The sequence below is a fragment of the Symbioplanes lichenis genome, assembly GCF_030709675.1.
Classification (GTDB): domain Bacteria; phylum Actinomycetota; class Actinomycetes; order Mycobacteriales; family Micromonosporaceae; genus Actinoplanes; species Actinoplanes lichenis.
The window spans coordinates 420,902-441,735 of sequence record NZ_JAUZQD010000001.1; the positions used below are offsets into that span (position 1 = coordinate 420,902).

Below are 20,834 nucleotides of genomic sequence, written 5' to 3' on the forward strand. Positions count from 1 at the left end.
GGTACGACAATCTTCAGCGGCTCCGGGCATACCTCAGGAAGAGCATGTCCTCCCGCGACAGGACGCTGCGCAGCGCCATGCGCCTCGGCGGACCGTCCGGACCGGTGGCGATGCGGCCCGCGCCGCCCCCGGTCAGCACGGGCGAGACGGTAAGGCACAACTCGTCGATCAAATCGGCCGCGACCAGCGCACCGAGCAGATGCGGGCCGCCCTCGCAGAGCAGCTGGGTGGCGCCGCGCGCGTGCAGCCCGGCCACCATAGCGGCGAGGTCGACCGCGTCGTCGCCCACCTCAATGATCTCCGCCACATCGGCCAGGCCGGGCGGGGGCGTTCCCCCCTTGCGGGTGACGACCAGGGGCCGGATCGGCGCGTCCACGAAGACCAATTGTGCGGGGTCCAGCTCGAGCGACGCCGACACGACGACCATCAAAGGAAATTCCGGCAACCCTTGCGTACGCCGCCAGGCGCGCCCGGGCTCGTCGAGCCGCAAGGCGTCGTAGTTCTCCGCGCGTACCGTGCCGGCCGCCACCACCAGCGCGTCGCACGTCATCCGCAGCGTGTCGAAGATCTGCTTGTCGCCCGGGCCGCCCAGCCCCGCGGACTTGCCGTCGACCGTGGCGGCGCCGTCGGCGCTCGCGATGAAGTTGACGCGCAGCGTGGGCTCGGTGTGGCGGGGATAACGCTCGAGCAGCTCGTCGGTGGAGAACACGCCGCCCAGGCTACGGCGGCCGGCGCGCCGGTCGTCCGAGGCGAGTGTGCCGTGTCTATGGACCGGGGCTTCTCCCCGCGACCGGGGCTTTCTCCCCGCGACCGGGGCATTTCTCCCCGCGACCGGGCAGGGTGGGCTTTCTTTTAAGGACCGGGCGGGCCGGTCACCGGGGGCGTGGGCTTGACCGGGCGGTGCTGACAGTCGCACCACGACCCGCCCTTGCACTCCTTGTGCCGCTGCTCACGGCACGCGTGGCAGATCATGACCCAAGCCTAAGGGTGGGCAGACAGAATTTGGCGGGCTGGAGAATAATGCGGCCCATGACTCGGCAGCCCGACCCTTCCCCGGGGCGCCCGACGCTCGATGCCGTCGCCGCGCGCGCCGGGGTCGGCCGCGGCACCGCCTCCCGCGTGCTGAACGGATCCTCGCAGGTCAGCGAGCACGCCAAGGCGGCCGTGGAGGCGGCGATCCTGGAGCTCGGCTACGTGCCGAACAGGGCGGCGCGCACGCTCGTCACCCAGCGCACCGACTCGGTCGCGCTCGTGGTCTCCGAGTCGCAGGAGCGGCTGTTCGGCGAGCCGTTCTTCGCCGGCGTGCTGCGCGGCATCAACAGCGCCCTGCTCGAGACGCCGTTGCAGCTGTGGCTGGCGATGGCGGCCACCCCGGCGCAGCGCGACCGTGTCGTGCATCACCTCACGGGGCAGCACGTGGACGGCGTACTGATGCTTTCTCTGCACGACGAAGATCCGCTGCCCGGCATCCTGCGCGACCGGGGGATGCCGTTCGTGCTGGGCGGCCGGCCCGCGCAGCTGCACCCGGACGACTACTTCGTCGACGTCGACAACGCCTCGGGCGCCCGGCTGGCCGTCGAGCACCTCCAGGCCACCGGCTCGCAGCGGGTGGCGACGGTGGCGGGGCCGCAGGACATGGAGGTCGGCCGGGCCCGCCTGGCCGGTTACCGGGCCGCCGTCCAGGGCGGTGAGCTGGTCGAGATCGGCGACTTCAGCGAGGAGGGCGGCGCCCGGGCGGCCACGGCCCTGCTGGCGCGCGAGCCCGGGCTCGACGCGATCTTCGCGGCCTCCGACCTCATGGCCGGCGGCGCGCTGCGGGCGCTGCGCGCGGCCGGGCGGCGGGTGCCGGAGGACGTGCGGCTCATCGGCTTCGAGGACGCCCCGGTGGCCCGGCAGTGCGAGCCGCCGCTCACGACCGTGCACCAGCCGGTCGAGGAAATGGGCCGGCGCATGGCCGAGCTGCTGATCAGCCGGATCCGGCGGGAGCCGGTCGACAATTCACACGTTCTGCTCGACACCCACCTGGTCCGTCGCCAGTCGGCCTGACCCGGCCTAGCCTGATGTGATTCAGGGCATATCTATGCGTCTTGACGGCCGGGACACGGCGGCGCAACGGCTGTGAAACGCCGGGTCGGCAAGGTGGGACGCAGCCTTCGGACGGCACCGCCGTGCCGTCTCTCTGTTGGGAGGAGCTGCATGTTGCTGCGGGTACGGGTCACTCTGCCGGACCGCCCGGGTGCTCTCGGCCAGGTCGCCCGCACGCTGGGCGTCGCCGGGGCCGACATCGTCCAGGTGGTGGTGCTGGAGCGGCTCGGCGGCCGGGCCGTCGACGACTTCACCGTCGTCTGGCCGGGCGCGGCCCGCGTCGAGCGGCTCCTCGCCGGCCTCGCCGCCATCCCCGGCGTCCAGGTCGACGGCGTCTGGCAGGCCATCGGCGCCCCGGTCTCGGGCGGTCATGACGCCGAGCTGCTGGCCCAGGTCGCCGCCAACCCCGCCGACGGGCTCGCCACGCTCGTCGACGCCGTGCCCGGGTTGCTGGCCGCCGACTGGGCGGCCGCCGCCGTGGTGCCGGCCGACTGGGCCGCTCGCTCAGCCGCGCCCCGGCCCGCCCCGGCGCTTCGCCCGTCGGCCGCGCAGCCGTCGTCCGGTCAGCCCTCGTCCGGTCAGCCGCCTTTGGGGCAGCCGTCTTCGGGGAGTCAGCCCGCTGTTGCGTACGCGAGCTGGCGCGCGCCGGATCCGCTGCGCCTGCCCGAGATCACCCCGCTGCGCGCCCGGCCGATGACCGGTCCGGACGGCACCCGCTATGCCGTGGCGCCGTTCGGCCGGGCCGGGCTGGTGCTCGTGATCGCGCGCGGGGAGGACGAGGATCTGCCCGCCGCCGCGTTCCACATCACCGAGGTCGACCGGGCGGCTCAGCTGGTCCGGGCCGCCGCGGTGATCCTCGGCGACCGGCTGGACCGGGCCGGTGTGCCGCCGGTCGCTTCCGCTGTGATCGACCCCTCATAGTTGTCGCAGCTCAAGCAATGCGCAGGTAACACCGGCGAGAGACCCTGGAAGTCGGAAAGGGTTGTTGCGAGCCGGAAGGGAAGGGCCAGCCATGGCGCTGTGGCGGATCAGGGCAACGGTGGACGACCGCCCGGGTTACCTCTCCGTGCTGACGGCGAGCCTGGCCCTGCGATCGGTCAACATCCTCGCCGTCCAGGTGCACACCACCGAGGAGGGCGCGGTCGACGACTTCCTGGTCGACGCGCCCGACACGATGTCGGAGCGGGAGATGCACGCGGCCATCGCCCGGGGCCGCGGGCGCAACGCCTTCGTCACCCGGGCCGAGGCCCAGGGCCTGGCCGACCAGCCGACCCGCGCGCTGGCCCTCGCCGGGCGCCTGGTGCACGATCCCGACGCCCTCGGCGAGGCGCTGGTCTCCCTGCTCGACGCGTCCGAGGTGCGCTGGCGCCCGGCCGGCACGGTGGTGCTGCACGGCTACGACGAGCAGCACATGACGCTGATCGACCCGGCCGGCGGCACCTACGAGGTGCACCGCCCCGCCCCGGCGTTCACCCCGGCCGAATACGCCCGCGCCCAGGCCCTGGTCGAGGTGAGCAGCGCCGGCCTGCGCCGGGCCGGCGAGCAGACCACGCTGCTCCTGCCGGACGGCTCGGAGCTGCTGATCCGCGAGGCGACCGCCGACGACTTCGAGGGCGTCCGCCGCCTGCACGCGCGCTGCTCCGACCAGAGCCGGCAGCGGCGCTACCTGCGGACCGGCACCCCCACCGAGGCCCGCCTGCGCCGCCAGGTCGAGCCGGCCACCGGCCTCACATTGCTCGCCCTCCACGACGACCCGGCCACCGGCGAGGAGCGCGTCGTCGCCGTCGCGACCCTGTCCACCGAAGGCGACCTCGGCGAGGCCGCCGCCCTGGTCGACGACGCCTGGCAGCGCCGCGGTCTCGGCACCGCCCTGACCCGCCGCCTCCTCGCCGCCGCCCGCCGCTCCGACCTCGAAGCCGTCACCGCCCACCTGACCGCCGACAACGTGGCCGCGCTGCGCCTGGCCCGCCGCTTCGGCGCCGCCCCGGGCGCCCGCGATCGCGACGGCGACGTGCTGACCGTCACGCTGCCGGTGACCGGCCGCCACCCCGCGGCCGAGGAAACTCCTGCCACCTCCGGGTGACGGGTGAGAGCGGCGACGGTGGGCCCCGCCCGGGTCCACCGTCGCCGATGGGTCTTCCGCCGTGGCTCGGCGGCGCTGCCGGGCCGCGCGCGTGCCTTCCGCGGCGAGCGCACGCCTTCCGCGCGGCGAGCGCACGCCTTCCGCGCGGCCCGTGCGCGTGCCTTCGGCGCCTCGTGTAGCCGCAGAGCCCGCCGGCACGCGGCTTCTCCTTTCGGCGGCGCTGTCTTCGGGCCGGGGCGGAGGGTCGGTCAGCGGACCAGATCGGCGGCGAGGAGGTCCATGAGGAGGCCGTCGTGCCAGGTGCCGTCGGCGTCCCGCTCGTACTGGCGCATGATGCCCACCGGGCGGAAGCCGACCTTCGCGTAGCAGCGGATCGCCGCCTCGTTGTCCGCGGCCGGGTCGATCACCAGACGGTGGAAGCGCTCGACGTCCACGAGGTGGGTGGCGAGCGCCCGCACGGCGTCGGTGCCGAGGCCGCGGTTGTGCACCGAGGGGTCGAGGAAGATGTCGATGCTCGCGTGCCGGTAGTCGGGCTCCGGCTCGGCCGACCACTGAATCGCCCCGGCCACCCGTCCGGCTGGTGGATCGGACTCTTGCAGCGTCGGCCGCGCTGGTGAGGGGCCGGCCGGAAAGGAGTCCGGAAGCACGATCGCGAGGAAGCGGGTTTCCTCGTCGGCGATCGACTCGCGCAACTCGGGTACGAAGTCAGGGCCGCCTCGCCAGCGGGCAAGCACCTCGGGCTCAGCGCGGATGGCGGCGAGCGCCGGAATGTCCGCCTCGGTCGCCGGCCGGAGCAGCACGGCGGCACCGCGGAGGGTCGCGCTCGTGGGGCCGCCCGTCCAGGGGTCGGGGGCGCCTGGCCCGGGGCCGGGGTTGCCGGGCTGAGCTTTCGCAGGTAGCGCCTCGTGGCCGCCGAGGTGGGGTGGCATGCCTCGAAGCTACTCCGCGGGGAATGGTAGTTTCGCCCGCGAAACGGTCCGGGTCTTGGCATTTGCGGAGGTGCGGTGGCGGGCTGGCGGTGGTCACGGCAACGCCGGGCCGACAATCGCGCAGCGGAAGCCGCGACCTCGGCCGACGGTGCCCAGGATCCCGCCGCGGAGACCACGAGCCCGGCGGATCAGGACCAGGAGCCGGTCGCCCAGGAAACGGCGAGAGACACGAGCCCGGCGGACCACGATCAGGAACCGGTCGTGGAGGAGCCTGCGGAGCGCGAACTCGGGGCGGGCTCGGAGGAAGACGCGGTCGAGGCAGCTGAGCCTTCGGCGCCGGAGCTCGACCCCGACGGTGACGGCGGTTCGGCGCCCGCCCCGGTGAGCCCCGCACCGACGCCGATCAGCCCGGCTCCCCCGACGGCCCCCATCAGCCCGGTGCCGATGCCGATCAGTCCCGCTCCCGTCAGCCCGGCGCCCATGCCCGTGAGCCCCGCGCCCGTGCCCCTGAGCCCGGCGCCCACGCCTATCAGCCCGGCGCCCATGCCCGTGAGCCCCGCGCCCACGCCTATCAGCCCGGCGCCCATGCCCGTGAGCCCCGCGCCCGTCAGCCCCGCGCCCGCCCCGGCGCCCATCAGCCCCGCGACCGTGCCGGCGCCCATCAGCCCCGCGACCGTGCCGGCGCCCATCAGCCCCGCGCCCGTGCCGGTGGCGCCCGTGCCGGTCAGCCCGGCGCCCCTGGTCCCGGCCGGTCCGGAGATTCCGCTGCCGGTCAGCCCGGCGCCGGGTGAGACGCCTCCCGAGGCCCCCGACTACCAGCCGGACGAGGAGGAACCCCCGCTCGACCAGCCAACCGAAGAACCCCCGCCGGCGGAGGCGGCGGAGCCGGGCGACGAGGACGCGGCCGGCACCCCGGCGACTGATCCGGTGCGGGCGGTTGACGAGGGCGGGGCGCGGGCGGGGAGCGTACCCGGGAAGGAAGGCCGACCCGCGCCGCAGCCGGTGGATCATGGTGAGTGGCGCGGGATCGTGCTGGTGAGCGGGACCGGGGACGGCGTCGGCAAGACCGCGGTGGCCTCGGCGGTCGCGGCGGCGGCGCAGGCGGCCGGGTTGCGGGTGGCGGTGATCAAGACCGGTCAGACAGGTACGGCCTCCGGCGCCCCCACCGACGTCGACCGCATCACCCGGCTGGCCGCCCCGCGCACGTGCCGGACGCTGGCTTCCTACCCGGAGCAGTTGGCCCCGTTGCCGGCGGCGCGGTTCGCCGGGCTGGCGCCGCTGGAGCTGTACGAGGTCGTGGACGCCCTGCGCGCGGAGTCGGCGCGGCATGATCTCGTGCTGGTCGAGGGCGTCGGCGGGGTGTTGACGCCGATGGGGGTGCGGCCGTCGGGCGAGGCGTGGACGATGGCCGACCTGGCGACGACGCTCGGGGTGCCGACGCTGGTCGTGGCGCGGGCCGGAATGGGTGCGCTCAATCACACGGCGCTCACGCTCGAGGCGCTCGATCGGCGCGGCGCCCCGGCCAAGGTGGTGCTGGGCGCGTGGCCGGCGGAGCCGGAGCTGGTGCACTGGGCGAACCTCACCGAGCTGATCCCGCACCTGCTCGGCGCGCTGCCCGAGGGCGCCGACCGGATGGATCCCGGCGTGTTCCAGCGCTCGGCGCCGGGCTGGCTCACCCCCGAGCTCTACGGCGTCCTCGACGACTGGCGCGTCTGGGCCGAGGAAAGCGGCTGACCGCCGGAGCGGCTGATCACCAGGAGCGGCTGATCACCGATGGCCGGGGAAACCGGCTGAAAAAGGCGGGCGGGACCAGGTAAGAACGAGGGCGTGCGATTACGCGGGGCCCTGAGCAGACTGACCGGACGACAGCAAGCGAGCACGGACCACATCCGCGCCCTGGTCGCCGCCCGCCACGATTTCTCCGCCGAGCAGCGCACGATCATCTCCGGCGCGTTCGAGATCGCCGACCGTACCCTGCGCGAGATTTTGATCCCCCGCCGTGACGTCTTGACGCTGGCGACGGGCACCCCGGCCCGCGAGGCGCTCCGCGCCCTGATCGAAGGCGGACATTCCCGCGCCCCGGTCGTGGGGCCGGCCGGACTCGACGACGTGGCCGGCCTCGTCCATCTGCGCGACCTGGCGGGGGCGGACAAGGCGGACGAGCCGGTCGACGCCCTGGCGCACCCGGTGCTGTCCCTGCTCGGCATGGCGAGGGTGCCGGACGCGCTGCGGCTGCTGCGGCTGGAGCGGCAGCAGTTCGCGCTGGTCGTGGACGAATGCGGCGCCGTCGAGGGCATCGTGACGATGGAGGACCTGGTCGAGGAGATCGTCGGCGAGATCTACGACGAGACCGACCGGGAGGCCCGGCCGGCCGTCGTCGAGGAGGCGGACGGCGCCCTGTTGCTGCCCGGCTCCTATCCGATCCACGAGCTGCGCGGGATCGGCTTCGGCGGGGCGGACGGCGACTACACCACGATCGCCGGGCTGCTGCTGGCCGAGCTCGGCCACATCCCGACCGGGCCGGGTGAGGTCGTCCGCCGGCCCGGCTTCACCGCCGAGGTCGAGGAGGTGACGGGCCGGGCCATCACCCGGGTGCGACTGCGGGCGGTCACGACGGCGAGGAGTCGCGCGACGGCGGGCGCGGCGTGAACGGCGCCTCGCGCACCGGCTGGGACGGCAGCGGCACCGTCACCGATTCACTTTCGGTCACGGTGACCTCCGTACCGTGGTGGGTGAAGGACAGCTTCGCGCCGCTGACTTCGTACGTGGCCTGATCGGGAGTGATGGTCACCACCAGGCGGCTGTCCCGCCGGCGCAACCGGAAACGCAGCCGGGGCAGGTGGGGCGGCAGCCGCGGCGCGAAGGACAGCCGCCCGTCGTGGTCGCGCAGCCCGCCGAAGCCCATGACCAGCGCCGTCCACGCCCCGGCGCACGCGGCGATGTGCAGACCGTCCCCGCTGGACTCGCCGCCGCCGCGCAGGTCGAGCAGGGCCGCCTCGGCCAGGTAGTCGTGCGCGAGGCTCAGGTGGCCGGTCTCCGCCGCGAGGACCGCCTGCGCCGGCGCCGACAGCGAGGAGTCGCGGACCGTACGCGCCTCGTAGTACACGAAGTTCCGCAACTTCTCCTCGGCGGTGAACGCGTCGCCGCGCAGCATCATCGCCAGCACCAGGTCCGCCTGCTTGACAACCTGACGGCGATAGAGATCGAGGTACGGGTAATTCATGAACAGCGGATAGCCGTCGGCGCTGAAGTCCCACTCCTCGAAGCGGGTGAAGCCGCTGTGCTGCTCGTGCACGTTCCGGGTGGCGGAGTAGGGCATGAAGAGCGCCCCGGCCAGCTCCTTCCACCGGGCGATCTCGTCGTCGGAGACGCCCGGCATGCGCGACCCGTAGGAGGCGGCGCCGAGCAGGTTGTGCTGCGCCATCAGGTTGGTGAACATGTTGTCGTCGACCAGCGCCGTGTACTCGTCCGGGCCGGTCACGCCGTCGATGTGCGCCACGCCGTGGTCGTCGACGTGGATCCACCGGGCCCACAGCCGGGCCGTCTCGGCGAGGATCTCCAGCCCCGCCTCCTCGAGGAAGTCCTCGTCGCCGGTGGCACCGGCGTAGCGCAGCACCGCCGCCGCGATGTCCGCGTTGACGTGCAGCGCGGCGGTCCCGGCGGGCCAGTAGCCCGAGCACTCCGGCCCGGAGATCGTCCGCCAGGGGTACGCCGCGCCGGCCAGCCGCAGCTCCTTGGCCCGATCACGCGCCGCGCCGAGGGTCCGGTGCCGCCAGCGCAAGGCCGACCCCACACAGGCCGGATGCGTGTACGTCAACAGGGGCAGCACGAACGTCTCGGTGTCCCAGAGGGTATGTCCGTCGTACCCGTTGCCGGTCAAGCCCTTGGCCGCGATCGGATGCGGCCCCGCCTGTGCACCGGCCTGGAGCACGTGGAACAGCCCGAAGCGCACGCCCTGCTGCACCTCGGGATCACCGTCGAGTTCGACGTCGGCGCCGGCCCAGAAGTCGTCCAGATAGGCGCGTTGTTCGTCACACAACGTGTCGAAGCCCACGTGCACGGCTTCGTCCCGGTCGGCGCGCGCCTTCGGGACGGGGTCCGGCTCGCTCCACGCGTACGCGATGATCTTGTCGAGGCGCAGCGAGCCGCCGGCCGGCAGCTCGGCCGTGACCACCGTGCGGATGCGGTCCGGTTCGGCGTTGACTTCCGTGCGGCCGGTGCTGACCTCGTGCGCGACGGCCGACGCGACCTCGATCTTGCTGCGCTTGGTGCGGTGGAGCAGCACGTCATCGGCGTGCGACAGGGCCTCGAAGGGCGACTCGAACACGGCCGACGCGCGGGGGTCGTCCCGCTGCTCCGGTTGCGGCTCGTTCGCCGCCAGATCAGATTCCACGCGTACGGTCACCGCGTCATCCCCCGTGGTCACCTCCCACCGGATCGCGGCGACAGCGGGGTGCGTGAACCACACCACGCGCGTGCTGGTGAGCTGGATCCGCGCGCCGGACGGGCTCGTCCAGTCGACCTCCCGGCGCAGAGTGCCGGCGCGCAAGTCGAGCACGCGCTCGTGCCGGTGCACCGTACCGGTCCGGACGTCGAACGGTTCGCCGTCCACAGTGAGCCTGATCGTCTTGCCGTTCGGGGCGTCGACCACCGTCTGGGTGCGCTCCGGGAAGCCGTACCCGGCCTCGGGATACGCCAGGTCCCGCTCCTCGAACAGCGAGTTGAGATAGGTGCCGGGCATGCCCACCGGGTCACCCTCGTCCAGGTTGCCGCGCAGCCCGATGTGCCCGTTGGCCAGCGCGAACAGCGACTCGACCTGGCGCAGGTCCCCCTCGGACAAAGCCGTCTCCCGCACCGCCCACGGCTCGGCGGGCCCGATCTCAGCCACGGGTGATCGCTCCCGCCCGCTGCTCGATCTCGGCCACGGTCAGGGTGGGGCGTCCGCCCGGGTGCCCGACGGTCGCCCCGGACGCCGCGACCGCCCACCGCGCGGCGTAGTCGTAATCTTTGCCACTCAGTAGTGCTGCCGTGAGCGCCGCCGTGAACGCATCACCGCCCCCGGTGGTGTCCATCACATCTTCCTTGGTGAGCGGCAGCCGTACGTGCCCGTCCTCCCACACGAACAAGTTGCCCCCCTCGACGCCGAGCGCCAGCAGCTTCGGGCCCTTCCCCAGCAGCTCCCGCGCCCGCTCCACGGTGGGCTCGCCGCCGCACAGCAGGTCGGCCTCCTGCTCGTCCGCGCGCAACACGCCGGCGTGACCGAGCAACTCGTCGCGCGTGTCCTCGTCCGGCACGCCGTCGAGAACCACCAGCCCGCCGGCGTCGTGGCCGATCCGGGCGGCGGCCAGCACGGCAGCGGGTGGTTGCTGCAGTTGCACGAGTACGGCGTCCGCGCCCGCGATCACGTCGTGCGCCCGCAGCACGTCGTCCTCGGTGAGCAGCACCGGCTCGGGGAGATGCTGAACATAGCGCCACGTGCCGTCGCCGTCGAGCACCTCGACGATGAGCCCGGTCAGCGTCCCGGGGCGCCGGACCACCGCCCCGACGCCGATCCCGTCCCGGCGGGCCTGGTCGAGCAGGACGTCCCCGATGACGTCGTCGCCGGCCACGGCGATCAGCTGGGGGCGTACACCCAGCTGGGCCAGACCCACCGCCTGGTTGGCGCCCTTTCCGCCGAGCTGCTCGCGCCGCGCGGAGGCGTCGGCGGCCTCCCCCGCCCCGGGGGCGGCGTCGACGGACAGGACGAGGTCACGGGCTAGTTGGCCGGCCACGGCGGCAGTGGGAGCGTGCACGTTCCCCTGATACCCGACAGTTTGTGCGACATTCCCGCGCCCACGCCGCCCCACCTCGGATTTTCCGCGTTCACGCCATTGCGCGGGGCCCCTGAGCGCTCACTACGCTCATTCCTGAGACTTTGCTGACTTTCTTCTCTCTGGGGGACTTGTGACCAACAGCAGTCCGGTGTCCGGGGGCGCCTACGAATACCTGGACAACGTCGGCCCGGAGGAGCGCCGCCGGCTCGAGGCCGTCCGCCGCTACCGGCTCGTCGACCAGCCGGTCGAGGACGCGTACGACCGGATCGCCTTCGTCGCGGGAGCCATCTTCGAGACCCCGATCGCCACGGTGTCCCTGGTCGAGCAGGACCGGGTGTGGCTGGCCGCCTGCCAGGGCCTCACCGGCGTCCGCGAGCTGGGCCGCGAGCCGGGGCTCTGCGCGTCCGTTATCGCCCAGGACGACGTCTACGTGATCAACAACGCCGCCGTCGACCCGCGCACGCTGGAGCACCCACTGGTCCGGGGCGAGCTCGGGCTGCGCTTTTACGCGGCCGCTCCCATCCGCACCCACGACGGCTACCGCCTCGGCACGGTCAACGTGATCGACAACCGCCCGCGCGAGACGACGCCCCGGCAGCTCCAGGCGCTGGAGCATCTCGCCGCCATGGTCGCCGACGAGCTCGAGCTGCGCCTCATGGTCGTCCGCAGCGCCGCCGCCGAGGAGCGGATGCGGCAGACCGTCAGCTGACCTTGTCGCGTTCCTCTGCTCATTCGCTCGTTCGCTCGTTCGCTCATCTGCTCGTTTGCTCGTCTGCTCGTTTGCTCGTCTGCTCGTTTGCTCGTTCGTTCGTCTGCTCGTTTGCTCATGTGCGGGGCTCCGCGGTCCTCCGTGGGGCCTCGCGCTCCTGCTCCGCTTCCGCCGCGCCTTCCCGTTCCGTCTCCCGCGCCTTCCCTGCTCCGCTTCTCCCGCGCCTCCCGTTGCTTCAAATTCGGGCGGTTCGGGTATCGGCGTCCCTATGCGGACCCCCCGGAAAGTCGCCGTCATCGCGCACCGGCGCAAGACCCTCGGCGGCGGGCTCGACGAGCTGCGCCGCCGGATCACCGACGAGGGCATCGAGGAGCTCCTCTGGCACGAGGTGCCGAAGAGCAAGAAGGCGCCCAAACAGCTGCGCCGCGCCGTCGAGAAGAAGCCCGACCTGATCGTGGTCTGGGGCGGCGACGGCATGGTGCAGCGCAGCCTCGACACGCTCGCCGGCCTCAAGGCGAAGATCCCGATCGCGATCATCCCGGCCGGCACCGCGAACCTGCTGGCCACGAACCTCGGCATCCCGCACGACCTGGCCGCGGCCGTCGACATCGCCTTCCGCGGCGCGCCGAGGAAGCTCGACCTCGGCGTCTTCAACGGCGAGCACTTCGCGGTCATGGCCGGCATCGGCTTCGACGGCGCCATGATCCACGACGCGGACGGCAAGCTGAAGGACCGGATGGGCAAGCTCTCCTACGTCTGGACCGGCCTGCGCCACCTCGAGGACCCCGCCCCCAAGGCGAAGATCAAAGTGGACGGTACGAACTGGTTCGCCGACACCGCGAGCTGCGTCCTCGTCGGCAACGTCAGCATGATCACCGGCGGCATCACGGCCTTCGACGACGCCAAGCCGGACGACGGCTGGCTCGACGTCGGCGTGGCCACCGCCCGGGGCACCACCGAATGGGCCCGCACCATGGGCCGGATGGCGGTCGGCCGCTCGGACAAATCGCCCTTCGTGCACATGACCCGCGCCCGCCGCATCGACGTCACCCTCAAGCAACCCCTGACCTACGAACTCGACGGCGGCGCCCGCGACGCAGTCAAGAAGATCCGAGTCGAAGTGGCGCCCGCCGCTGTCAAGGTCCTGGTGCCCCGCCAACGATCGGATAGCTGACACCCCGGCGCGTCACCATCGTCCCGGCATAAGCCGTCCATGCCCACATATCCCCTGGATGCGGACGTACCGGAGCCCCACACTGAGGTCATCCGGCACCACTACGCCGCACTCCAGGGGGTTTCGCATGTCGTCCCACCAGAGTTCCGCAGTGAGCGTCGCAGTGCTGATCACGGCCGTCGGCGTGATCACGATCGGCTACCGCGCGGGCCGCACCCACGCCGCCCTCCGCGACCTGCGCGCCGCCAAGCGCGACGTCCCGGCCAAGCGCAAAGTCTTCTGGAACAACGCCCGCCCACTCATCGTAGGCACCGCCGTCCTGATGCTGACCCTCTTCGCCGCCGCCTACGCCGCCGGCACCTGACCGCCCACGGCCCCGCCGCCCCTGACCGCCCATCACCTACACCGCCGGCACCCGACCGCCCATCGCACCGCCCACGCCACGGGCACCCGACCGCCCACCGCCCATGCCGCCGACTGACGCCCGCCCGCCGCCCATGCCGCCGGCACCCGACCGTCCACCGCCTATGCCGCTGGCACCTGACCGCCCACCCGCCGCCGGAAGTCGCCTCGCCGCCCGCCATCGCTGCCGGGCGACGAAGACCATCCCGTCAGAGCTGCTGCCACCAACCGTCCACAGCCGGCGGGTTGTCCACATCGACCCGCTCGCCCGGACGCGGGATCGCGAGCGTCACGTCGCGCGCCTTCGCCTCGCGCCAGGTGCGGTCGGCCGGCTCGGTCCAGTCGTGCAGCGCCAGGTTGAACGTGGCCCAGTGCACCGGGATCATCACCTTGCCCCGGACGTCCACATGGGTCGCCACGCCGTCCTCCGGGAACATGTGGATGTCCGGCCACTCGGCACTGTAGGCCCCGACCTGCACCAGCGTCACGTCGAACGGCCCGTGCTGCTCGCCGACCCGCGCGAAGCCCGGGTGGTAACCCGTGTCGCCGGAGTAGAACGCCTTGCGCGTCGGCCCGTTGATCACCCAGGAGGCCCACAGCGTCTCGTCGCGCGAGAAGCCGCGGCCGGAGAAGTGACGCGCCTCCGTGGCGATGAACTCGATGCCGGCGACCGTGGCCTTCTCGTCCCAGTCCAGCTCGATGATCCGGGTGGCCGGCACGCCCCACCGCTCCAGGTGCGCCCCGATGCCCAGCGGCACCAGGAAGGGCGCGGACTGCAGGTCCACCAGGTTGCGGATCGTCTCCATGTCCAGGTGGTCGTAGTGGTCGTGGGAGATCAGCACCGCGTCGAGCGGCGGGAGCTCGCGCAGCGCGACCGGCGGCTCGTGCAGCCGCTTCGGGCCCTGCAGCCGCGACGGGGAGCAGCGGTCGCTCCACACCGGGTCGAGCAGGACGCGGCGGCCTTCGATCTCGATCAGGGCGGACGAGTGGCCGTACCAAGTCACGTAAAGCCCGTCGCCACCGGTCTCCGGGGTGACGAGCGGCACCGGCGACCCGGGACGCCGCCGGTCGCGGTCGCGCAGGGTGGCCGCCAGCAGGGCCGGCATCGAGCCGGGCGCGATCTCCGTGCCCGGCAGGGTGTTCCGGAACTTGCCGTCCGAGAACTGGGGTGAGCGACGGTAACGCTCGGCCCGCTCGCCGGCCGCGCGCTTGCCGATCTGCCGCGAGCCCATCTGCAGCGGGATGTCCTTCGCGGCCCACACCGCCGCGGCGCCCACCGCGAGGGCGATCCAGGCCCCGGTACGCCTCTTCTTCGCCATGCGCGCTTCCTCCGTCAGGATTGATGTTCCGGTACTCAAGTGTGGCCGTGGAGGGCCACGGGTCGCCACATGGACCTGAGGACGTCCTCAGCTTCGGATGTATGTCACACTGCCGCGCGTGACCGCCGACACCCTGCAACAGCAGCAGCAATTCATCGTCCGCCAGCGCATCCGCCTGATGGTCAACCAGTACGAGGTGCACGCCGCCGCCCCGGACGGATCCGAGGCCGGGCTGCTCGCCTTCGCCCAGCAGAAGCGGATGGCCTTCAAGGAGCAGGTGACCCTCTACACCGACGACTCCAAGTCCACTCCCGTGCTCGGGTTCAAGGCTCGCCAGGTCATGGACCTCGGCGCCACGTACGACGTCACGGACGCGACCGGCACTCCTATCGGCTCCTTCCGCAAGAACTTCAGGGCTTCGCTGCTGCGCTCGACGTGGCACCTCGACCAGCCCGGGTACGGCGAGCTGACCGGTCAGGAGACCAACCAGTGGGTCGCCATCCTGCGCCGCTTCGTCGAGTCGCTGTCGTGGCTGCCCTACCACTTCGACTTCGTGCTGAACGGCCGTCCGGGCTTCAGCGTGGTCAAGAAGTGGGGCCTGCGCGACAAGTACGTCGTGACCGTGCACGACCAGTCGCTGGACCGCCGCCTCGTGGTCGCCATGGCCGTCGCCCTCGACGCCCTGCAGGCCCGCTGATCCACCACCCGGCTCAAGTCCGCGCGCCTGGCCGTCTCCGTGTGGACGTCCGCGCGGTTCGACCGCGACGACCGTCCCCGCCGCCGGACCGCGCCAGCCGTCCCGCGCTCTCGCAGGCCCGCTGAGCTGGCTCTCTCGCCTCGGGCCGCGAAACCGGTCCGGCACTGATGTATTAGCGTCGGGCGCATGGAAGATCCACGCGCCCGGCGCCGCTTCGGTGACGGCCTCGTCGCCCCCGGCGATCTCGCCGCCAGCCCGTTCCGCGTCGACCGCGACCGGATCGTCAGCTCGCCCTTCTTCGCCCGCCTCGGCGGCGTCACCCAGGTGATCAGCCCCGGCGGCGCCGGCCTGCTGGTGCACAACCGCCTGACCCACAGCCTCAAGGTCGCGTCGGTTGCCCGCGCGATCGCGGAGCGGCTGCATTCCCGGTACGCCGACCAGCTCGCCAAGCTCGGCGGCTGCGACCCCGACGTGGTGGAGGCGGCGGCGCTCGCGCACGACCTCGGTCACCCGCCCTTCGGCCACCTGGGTGAACGGGTCCTCGACAACCTCGCTCGCCACAACCTGCGCCTGCGCGACGGCTTCGAGGGCAACGCCCAGTCCTACCGCATCGTCACCAGCACCGAGATCCGCGGCGAGGCCACCATCGGCCTCAACCTGACGGCTGCCACCCGCGCCGCCATCCTCAAGTACCCGTGGACCCGCCGCAGCCACCCGGACCCGCACCCGCGCTTCATGGACCCGGCTCCGCGCGGCGCCGCGGCACCCCCGGAGGATCCCGACGGCGGCTCGCTCAAGTTCGGCGCCTACTCCACCGAGCGCGACGACATGATCGAGGCCCGCGCCCCCTTCGCCGGCCTGGTCGCCGACTGGCAGCAGACCGCCGAGGCCTCGGTCATGGACACGGCCGACGACATCGCGTACGCCATCCACGACCTCGAGGACGTCCACCGCGTCGGCGTCCTCCAGCAAGGCGCCGTGGCGGGCGAGCTGATGGCCTGGCAGCGCACCTCCTACTCGGGCACGGCCGACGAGGAGCTCGTCCAGCGCCGCCCCGGCAACGCCATCGAGGCGCTCCGCCGGCAGCTGCACCGCAAGGACGGCTGGGTCACCGACGACGAGGCCTTCGCCGCCGCCGTCGAGCAGGTCCGCGCCGAACTCGTCGACGGCCTCCTCAGCGTGCCCTTCGACGGCTCCCTGGAGGCCGAGTCGCAGGTCGCGGCCTTCTCCGCCATGTGGACCAAGCGCCTGGTCGACGCCATCGCCGTCACGGACTCCCCCGCCGTGCGCTCCGGCCACGTCCAGCTCGCCCCGGCCCAGTGGCACGAGGTCCAGATCCTCAAGTTCGTCCAGAACCGCTTCGTCCTCGCCCGCCCCGACCTGGCCCTGCATCAGCGCGGCCAGGCGCGCCTGCTCGAGTCGCTGGTCGAGGCGCTGCTGGCCTGGCTGGCCGACCCCGCCGAGGCGGAGCGCCTGCCCAGCCGCATCCGGGACCTGGTCGAGCTCGCCGAGGCCGAGCTGCCCGAGGGCACCCCCGACCGCGTGGCCCGGGCCCGGGGCCGGGCGGTGATCGATTACGTGGCCGCGCTGACGGACAGCCAGGCGGTCGCGCTGATGGACGCCCTCTCCGGCCGCAGCCGCCAGCTCTGGACGGACTCGTTCGTCCTCTGACCTCCGCTCAGCCGCTCCCGCCCCGAGCGGCCCATCGCACCAGCGCCCGCTCCCCGCCCGGAGCGGCCCATCGCAATATTGCCCGCTCCTGGTCCGGAGCGGCCCACGGGAACACCGCCCGCCCCCTGTTCGATCGATCTCTCGGGACTCCAGCCGCTTCCGCTGACAGCGGAAGCGGCTTTTCTGGCGCAACGCTCGCAACGGTGTAAGCATGTAATCAACGAAGCACCTGGGGAGGCTGTCATGCGCTACCGTCCACCGTCCGGCACCCGCACCGAGCCGCCACCCGCCGACGACGCCGCCGCCTGGATCACCGGCGCCGCCCCCGACACCTGGTTCACCGAGCCGCCGGAGGTCGTCGTCGACCGCGACGAGATCCTCATCTGGGGCCGCGTCCCCACCCCGGAACTGGGCGCCGACGCCGCCGAGGCCGACCGCGCCGCCGCCCACGCCGGCCGCATCCACCAGTTCCGCGAGGACACGCGCGACGACCGCATCCGCATCGCCCGGCAGGTCGAGCACCGTTACCAGCGCAAGGTCAGCTGGGGCATCCGCTGCGGCGACACCAACGAGCTCTTCACCCACCTGTCCGCGCCGGTGATGACCCGCCTGCGCCAGCCGGAGCGCCAGGTCCTCGACACTCTCGTCGACGCCGGCGTGGCCCGCAGCCGCTCCGAGGCGCTGGCCTGGTGCGTCCGCCTGGTCGGCGAGCACAGCGACGACTGGCTCACCGAGCTCCGCCAAGCCCTCACCCAGGTGGAAACCCTCCGCCGCCGCGGCCCCGCTGCTCCCACTGCCGACTGACCGGCCGCGACGCGCACGAAGCCACCACAGCCCGCCGCCCTGGCCGTTGCCCAACCAGCCGCGGCGGGCTGGGAGCCACCACGGCCCACGGCTCCGACCGTCGACCGACCGGGCATGGCGGGCGCGAAGCCACGTCCACCCGCCGCTCCGGCCGCCGATCGTCCGGGCGCGGCGGGCCCGGAGCCGCCGGAGCCACCCGTCCGTGCTCGCGAGGCGGGGCAGCCCGGCTAGGGTGGTCGCGTGCTGCCCGAGGTAACCGCCGTCCGCTACGTCACGCCCCTGCGGGAGGGCGGCTCCCTGCCCGGCATCGTCGAGGCCGACAACCTGGGCACCTACGTCGTCAAGTTCCGCGGCGCGGGCCAAGGCCCCAAGGCGCTGGTCGCCGAGGTGATCTCCGGCGAGCTGGCCCGCCGCCTCGGGCTCCCGGTGCCGGAGCTCGTCGTCACGCACCTCGATCCGGTCGTGGCTCGCGCCGAGCCCGACGAAGAGGTGCAGGAGCTGATCAAGGCCAGCGCCGGCACCAACCTCGGCATGGACTACCTGCCCGGCGCGCTCGGCTACGACCCGGTCGCCTACCCCGTCGAGGCGGAGCTCGCTTCCCGGATCCTCGTCTTCGACGCCTTCGTCGAGAACGTCGATCGCAGCTGGCGCAACCCCAACCTGCTGATCTGGCACGGCGACCTCTGGCTCATCGACCACGGCGCCACCCTCTACTTCCACCACAACTGGCCCCGGGCCACGGCTGTCGTCCACCGGCCCTACAAGGCCGACGACCACGTGCTCAAGCCTTACGCCACCGCTGTCCCGGCCGCGGCCGACCTCATCGTGTCCCGGCTCACCGCCGAGCTGCTGGACGAGGTGCTCGCCCTGGTGCCCGACGAGTGGCTGGCGGCCTTCGACTTCGACACCGCCGAGGCTGCTCGCGTCGCCTACCGCGAACATCTGCTTGCCCGCGCTGCCGACCCCACCGCGTGGGTGCCGGCATGAGCGACCAGCCCACCCGGACCCCTTACGAGTACGCGATCATCCGCGCCGTCCCCCGGGTCGAGCGCGGCGAGCAGATCAATGTCGGCGTCGTGCTCTACTCCCAGCGCCGCGACTTCCTGGCCGCCCGCACCCACCTGCACGAGGCGCGGCTGCTCGCTCTCGACCCCCACGCCGACCTGGACTCGATCCGCGCGGCCCTGAAGGCCTGGGAGATCACCTGTGCCGGGGGCGTCGACGGGGGTGCCGCCCGCGCCATGAAGCAGGGCGAGCGCTTCCGCTGGATGGTGGCCCCCCGCAGCACCATCCTGCAGGCCGGCCCGGTCCACATGGGTCTCGCCGAAGATCCCGGCTCCGAGCTCGACCGGCTCGTCGAACTCCTCGTCCGCTGACCGCACCGGTCGCGGAAACCATCCGAGGGTAGGCATCGGCCGGCCGCTCGGCCCGCTTTCCCGAGCCCGCGCCGGCCGCTTCGTGGCTGACCCACTCGTCGCCGGAGCAGAAAGACCAAGGCCCGACGCGACGACGCAGTGTGCGGCCATGCCGCCACGCCGGGGCTCCCGGGCACGCCGTCCGAAGCGCAGACGAAGAGCTGCACCCCACGGGGAGGAGCGGCGCGCACCGTCATGGGACGACACGGTGCTGCTCATCCGGCAGACCACTCCTTGATCGACAGTGATCATCGGAGCCCCAACGCGATGGCAGGATCAGGGGCCCGCATGAGGTCGGCCTCGAGGACAACACCGCGAGGCGACTGCGACGTGACCACGCGTCCCGGGTGAAGTCGGGCGTCCGAGGCATAGCGCGCTGTCAGCACGCGCTGCGCCGCACCTTCTCCCTCATCGGCGGCGATGATCAGCGCGGCGATCTCATCAATGAAGATGAGATCTTCGTCCTCCCCCAGCGTGGGTGCCATCGCACCGAACAGGTCCCACAGCAGCATCCGTCGCCATGGCATCAACAGGACAGGCGACAGGCACGAAGCAGCTCGGGCAAGCGGACGCTCTCCGGTCAGGTCAGGCGACGGAGACGGGCTGAGCGACATCCACGAACGGCTCGGAGGCGCCGGTCTCGACCCAGGGACTCAGATAGATCTCACGGATGGGCAGGCACAGCGGCAGCCCCGCCTCCGCCACGGCTGCTTCGACCGCGGAGTAGGCGGACATGATGCGCGGATAGAAGCAGTCGTCCCGGGCCACCGTCGCGTATAGCTGCTCGTGGGCGGGCTCCCGGCGGATGGCGACATTGCGGTCGGGCTCGACGGCACCGGTGAACGGCACGCACACCTCGATGGGCGCGACGGTCTCCGGAGGAGGCCGGCAATGACCCGGACCATGACCGTTGCCGAAAATGGCGCTGCGCGAGCTCGGCCGCCGCCGGGGTGTGCTGATCCTGCTGGCGTTGCTGCCGCTCGCGGCTTACTTCTCGCGGCGCGGCGAGGCGTACTGGCAGTCGGTGCGTTTCGCGTCCCTCGGAATCGGCTGGACGCTCAGCACCGCGGCGCTGTTCGCGGGCAACGCGGCTCGGACGGTGGAGCAGCGATTGCGGCTCGCCGGATACGCCCCGCACCAGTTGTGGTTCGGTCGCCTGCTGGCCTTGTGGACGGTCGGGCTGGTGCTGGTCGTGCCCTACTTCGTGCTGATGCACGTTGACCTGGACGATGTCCGAGGCGGCGGGGTGGCGCTGATTCTCGTGCTCACCGTGGCGGTGTCGGCGCCGTTCGGGATGGCTGTCAGTGCCGTGCTCCCCCGGGAGATGGAGGGCATGCTGGTACTGCTCACCATCGTCTCGACCCAGATGCTGATGAACCCGGACCAGGCCGTCGCTCACGCGCTGCCGTTCTGGTTCTCCCGCGAGATCGGCGTGTACGCCATCGAGCACGACGCCGGCACCGATCGGATCGTCAACGGTTGCGTGCACGCCGGGATCACCGTCGCCGTCTGCTTGGCAGTGATCGCCGTGGCGTCAGCGGTCCGCCTCCGTCGCCGGGGTCATCTGTCCTTCGCGTGAGGGCGCCCGCTACGGCACGGCCGAAACCGAGGCGACCGAACGCTCGGGACGCATACGACGCACACAGCGTCGCCCGCCGCGACGAAGCAGGGCGCGACGGGGCAGGACCAAGACGCGACGGGCAGGACCAGGGCGCAACGGGAGAAGGCAGGAG

22 protein-coding genes are annotated in these 20,834 nt (G+C 72.5%); 14 read left to right on the top strand and 8 right to left on the bottom strand.

Going from position 1 to position 20,834, the window contains the following annotated elements:
• Positions 1 to 13: 13 nt before the first annotated feature.
• Complete coding sequence (locus RAN62_RS01830) at positions 14 to 718, bottom strand: pyrimidine reductase family protein (protein WP_438874460.1); 705 nt, start codon at positions 716 to 718, stop codon at positions 14 to 16.
• 311 nt (positions 719 to 1,029) lie between these two features.
• Between RAN62_RS01830 and RAN62_RS01835 the strand changes: the two genes are divergently transcribed.
• The 3 genes from RAN62_RS01835 to RAN62_RS01845 all read left to right on the top strand — a co-directional run bounded on the left by RAN62_RS01835 (position 1,030) and on the right by RAN62_RS01845 (position 4,168).
• The gene (locus RAN62_RS01835) at positions 1,030 to 2,046 is read left to right on the top strand and encodes a LacI family DNA-binding transcriptional regulator (protein WP_305782649.1); all 1,017 of its coding nucleotides are present in this window, start codon (positions 1,030 to 1,032) and stop codon (positions 2,044 to 2,046) included.
• 150 nt (positions 2,047 to 2,196) lie between these two features.
• A complete protein-coding gene (locus RAN62_RS01840) occupies positions 2,197 to 3,006 on the top strand; it encodes an ACT domain-containing protein (protein ID WP_305782650.1) in 810 nt (269 codons plus the stop codon).
• A 91-nt stretch (positions 3,007 to 3,097) separates the two neighbouring features.
• On the top strand, positions 3,098 to 4,168 hold the full coding sequence (locus tag RAN62_RS01845; RefSeq protein ID WP_305782651.1) for a GNAT family N-acetyltransferase: 1,071 nt from the start codon (positions 3,098 to 3,100) through the stop codon (positions 4,166 to 4,168).
• Positions 4,169 to 4,416: 248 nt separating this feature from the next.
• Here RAN62_RS01845 and RAN62_RS01850 read toward each other — a convergent pair whose 3' ends face one another.
• Together RAN62_RS01850 and RAN62_RS01855 are read right to left on the bottom strand one after the other, a co-directional pair.
• On the bottom strand, positions 4,417 to 4,968 hold the full coding sequence (locus RAN62_RS01850; protein WP_305783038.1) for a GNAT family N-acetyltransferase: 552 nt from the start codon (positions 4,966 to 4,968) through the stop codon (positions 4,417 to 4,419).
• A 377-nt stretch (positions 4,969 to 5,345) separates the two neighbouring features.
• Complete coding sequence (locus RAN62_RS01855; protein ID WP_305782652.1) at positions 5,346 to 5,786, bottom strand: hypothetical protein; 441 nt, start codon at positions 5,784 to 5,786, stop codon at positions 5,346 to 5,348.
• Between the two features lie 313 nt (positions 5,787 to 6,099).
• Between RAN62_RS01855 and bioD the strand changes: the two genes are divergently transcribed.
• Together bioD and RAN62_RS01865 are read left to right on the top strand one after the other, a co-directional pair.
• Complete coding sequence (bioD, locus tag RAN62_RS01860; RefSeq protein WP_305783039.1) at positions 6,100 to 6,831, top strand: dethiobiotin synthase; 732 nt, start codon at positions 6,100 to 6,102, stop codon at positions 6,829 to 6,831.
• A 93-nt stretch (positions 6,832 to 6,924) separates the two neighbouring features.
• Positions 6,925 to 7,746 carry a CBS domain-containing protein gene (locus RAN62_RS01865; RefSeq protein ID WP_369077134.1) on the top strand — a complete coding sequence of 274 codons (822 nt, stop codon included), beginning with the start codon at positions 6,925 to 6,927 and terminating at the stop codon, positions 7,744 to 7,746.
• On the opposite strand, the gene RAN62_RS01870 is transcribed toward RAN62_RS01865, so the two are convergent.
• A complete protein-coding gene (locus RAN62_RS01870; protein ID WP_305782653.1) occupies positions 7,706 to 9,985 on the bottom strand; it encodes a glycoside hydrolase family 65 protein in 2,280 nt (759 codons plus the stop codon). The genes RAN62_RS01865 and RAN62_RS01870 overlap by 41 nt on opposite strands.
• Positions 9,978 to 10,889, bottom strand: a complete 912-nt coding sequence (locus RAN62_RS01875) for a PfkB family carbohydrate kinase (protein WP_305782654.1) — start codon at positions 10,887 to 10,889, stop codon at positions 9,978 to 9,980. The genes RAN62_RS01870 and RAN62_RS01875 overlap by 8 nt, the downstream gene beginning before the upstream one ends.
• A gap of 151 nt (positions 10,890 to 11,040) precedes the next feature.
• On the opposite strand from RAN62_RS01875, the gene RAN62_RS01880 reads away from it, so the two are divergent.
• From RAN62_RS01880 to RAN62_RS01890, 3 genes are all read left to right on the top strand, one after another.
• Positions 11,041 to 11,619 carry a GAF domain-containing protein gene (locus RAN62_RS01880; protein ID WP_305782655.1) on the top strand — a complete coding sequence of 193 codons (579 nt, stop codon included), beginning with the start codon at positions 11,041 to 11,043 and terminating at the stop codon, positions 11,617 to 11,619.
• A 268-nt stretch (positions 11,620 to 11,887) separates the two neighbouring features.
• Positions 11,888 to 12,793, top strand: coding sequence for a diacylglycerol/lipid kinase family protein (locus RAN62_RS01885; protein WP_305782656.1), 906 nt, complete (start codon positions 11,888 to 11,890; stop codon positions 12,791 to 12,793).
• A gap of 151 nt (positions 12,794 to 12,944) precedes the next feature.
• On the top strand, positions 12,945 to 13,157 hold the full coding sequence (locus tag RAN62_RS01890) for a hypothetical protein (RefSeq protein ID WP_305782657.1): 213 nt from the start codon (positions 12,945 to 12,947) through the stop codon (positions 13,155 to 13,157).
• Positions 13,158 to 13,404: 247 nt separating this feature from the next.
• Here the strand turns inward: RAN62_RS01890 and RAN62_RS01895 are convergent, their stop codons facing one another.
• The gene (locus RAN62_RS01895; RefSeq protein WP_305782658.1) at positions 13,405 to 14,514 is read right to left on the bottom strand and encodes an MBL fold metallo-hydrolase; all 1,110 of its coding nucleotides are present in this window, start codon (positions 14,512 to 14,514) and stop codon (positions 13,405 to 13,407) included.
• A 118-nt stretch (positions 14,515 to 14,632) separates the two neighbouring features.
• On the opposite strand from RAN62_RS01895, the gene RAN62_RS01900 reads away from it, so the two are divergent.
• The 5 genes from RAN62_RS01900 to RAN62_RS01920 all read left to right on the top strand — a co-directional run bounded on the left by RAN62_RS01900 (position 14,633) and on the right by RAN62_RS01920 (position 19,062).
• Positions 14,633 to 15,211, top strand: a complete 579-nt coding sequence (locus RAN62_RS01900; protein ID WP_305782659.1) for an LURP-one-related family protein — start codon at positions 14,633 to 14,635, stop codon at positions 15,209 to 15,211.
• Between the two features lie 186 nt (positions 15,212 to 15,397).
• Positions 15,398 to 16,882, top strand: a complete 1,485-nt coding sequence (locus tag RAN62_RS01905) for a deoxyguanosinetriphosphate triphosphohydrolase family protein (protein WP_305782660.1) — start codon at positions 15,398 to 15,400, stop codon at positions 16,880 to 16,882.
• A gap of 243 nt (positions 16,883 to 17,125) precedes the next feature.
• The gene (gene abmR / locus RAN62_RS01910; RefSeq protein ID WP_305782661.1) at positions 17,126 to 17,686 is read left to right on the top strand and encodes an ATP-binding transcription factor AbmR; all 561 of its coding nucleotides are present in this window, start codon (positions 17,126 to 17,128) and stop codon (positions 17,684 to 17,686) included.
• Between the two features lie 240 nt (positions 17,687 to 17,926).
• Positions 17,927 to 18,673, top strand: a complete 747-nt coding sequence (locus RAN62_RS01915) for a HipA family kinase (RefSeq protein ID WP_305782662.1) — start codon at positions 17,927 to 17,929, stop codon at positions 18,671 to 18,673.
• Positions 18,670 to 19,062 carry a DUF3037 domain-containing protein gene (locus tag RAN62_RS01920; protein ID WP_305782663.1) on the top strand — a complete coding sequence of 131 codons (393 nt, stop codon included), beginning with the start codon at positions 18,670 to 18,672 and terminating at the stop codon, positions 19,060 to 19,062. The genes RAN62_RS01915 and RAN62_RS01920 overlap by 4 nt, the downstream gene beginning before the upstream one ends.
• A gap of 287 nt (positions 19,063 to 19,349) precedes the next feature.
• Here RAN62_RS01920 and RAN62_RS01925 read toward each other — a convergent pair whose 3' ends face one another.
• A complete protein-coding gene (locus RAN62_RS01925; RefSeq protein ID WP_305782664.1) occupies positions 19,350 to 19,613 on the bottom strand; it encodes a hypothetical protein in 264 nt (87 codons plus the stop codon).
• A gap of 73 nt (positions 19,614 to 19,686) precedes the next feature.
• Complete coding sequence (locus tag RAN62_RS01930) at positions 19,687 to 19,950, bottom strand: hypothetical protein (RefSeq protein WP_305782665.1); 264 nt, start codon at positions 19,948 to 19,950, stop codon at positions 19,687 to 19,689.
• 70 nt (positions 19,951 to 20,020) lie between these two features.
• Between RAN62_RS01930 and RAN62_RS01935 the strand changes: the two genes are divergently transcribed.
• Positions 20,021 to 20,680, top strand: a complete 660-nt coding sequence (locus RAN62_RS01935) for an ABC transporter permease (RefSeq protein WP_305782666.1) — start codon at positions 20,021 to 20,023, stop codon at positions 20,678 to 20,680.
• Positions 20,681 to 20,834 lie beyond the last annotated feature (154 nt).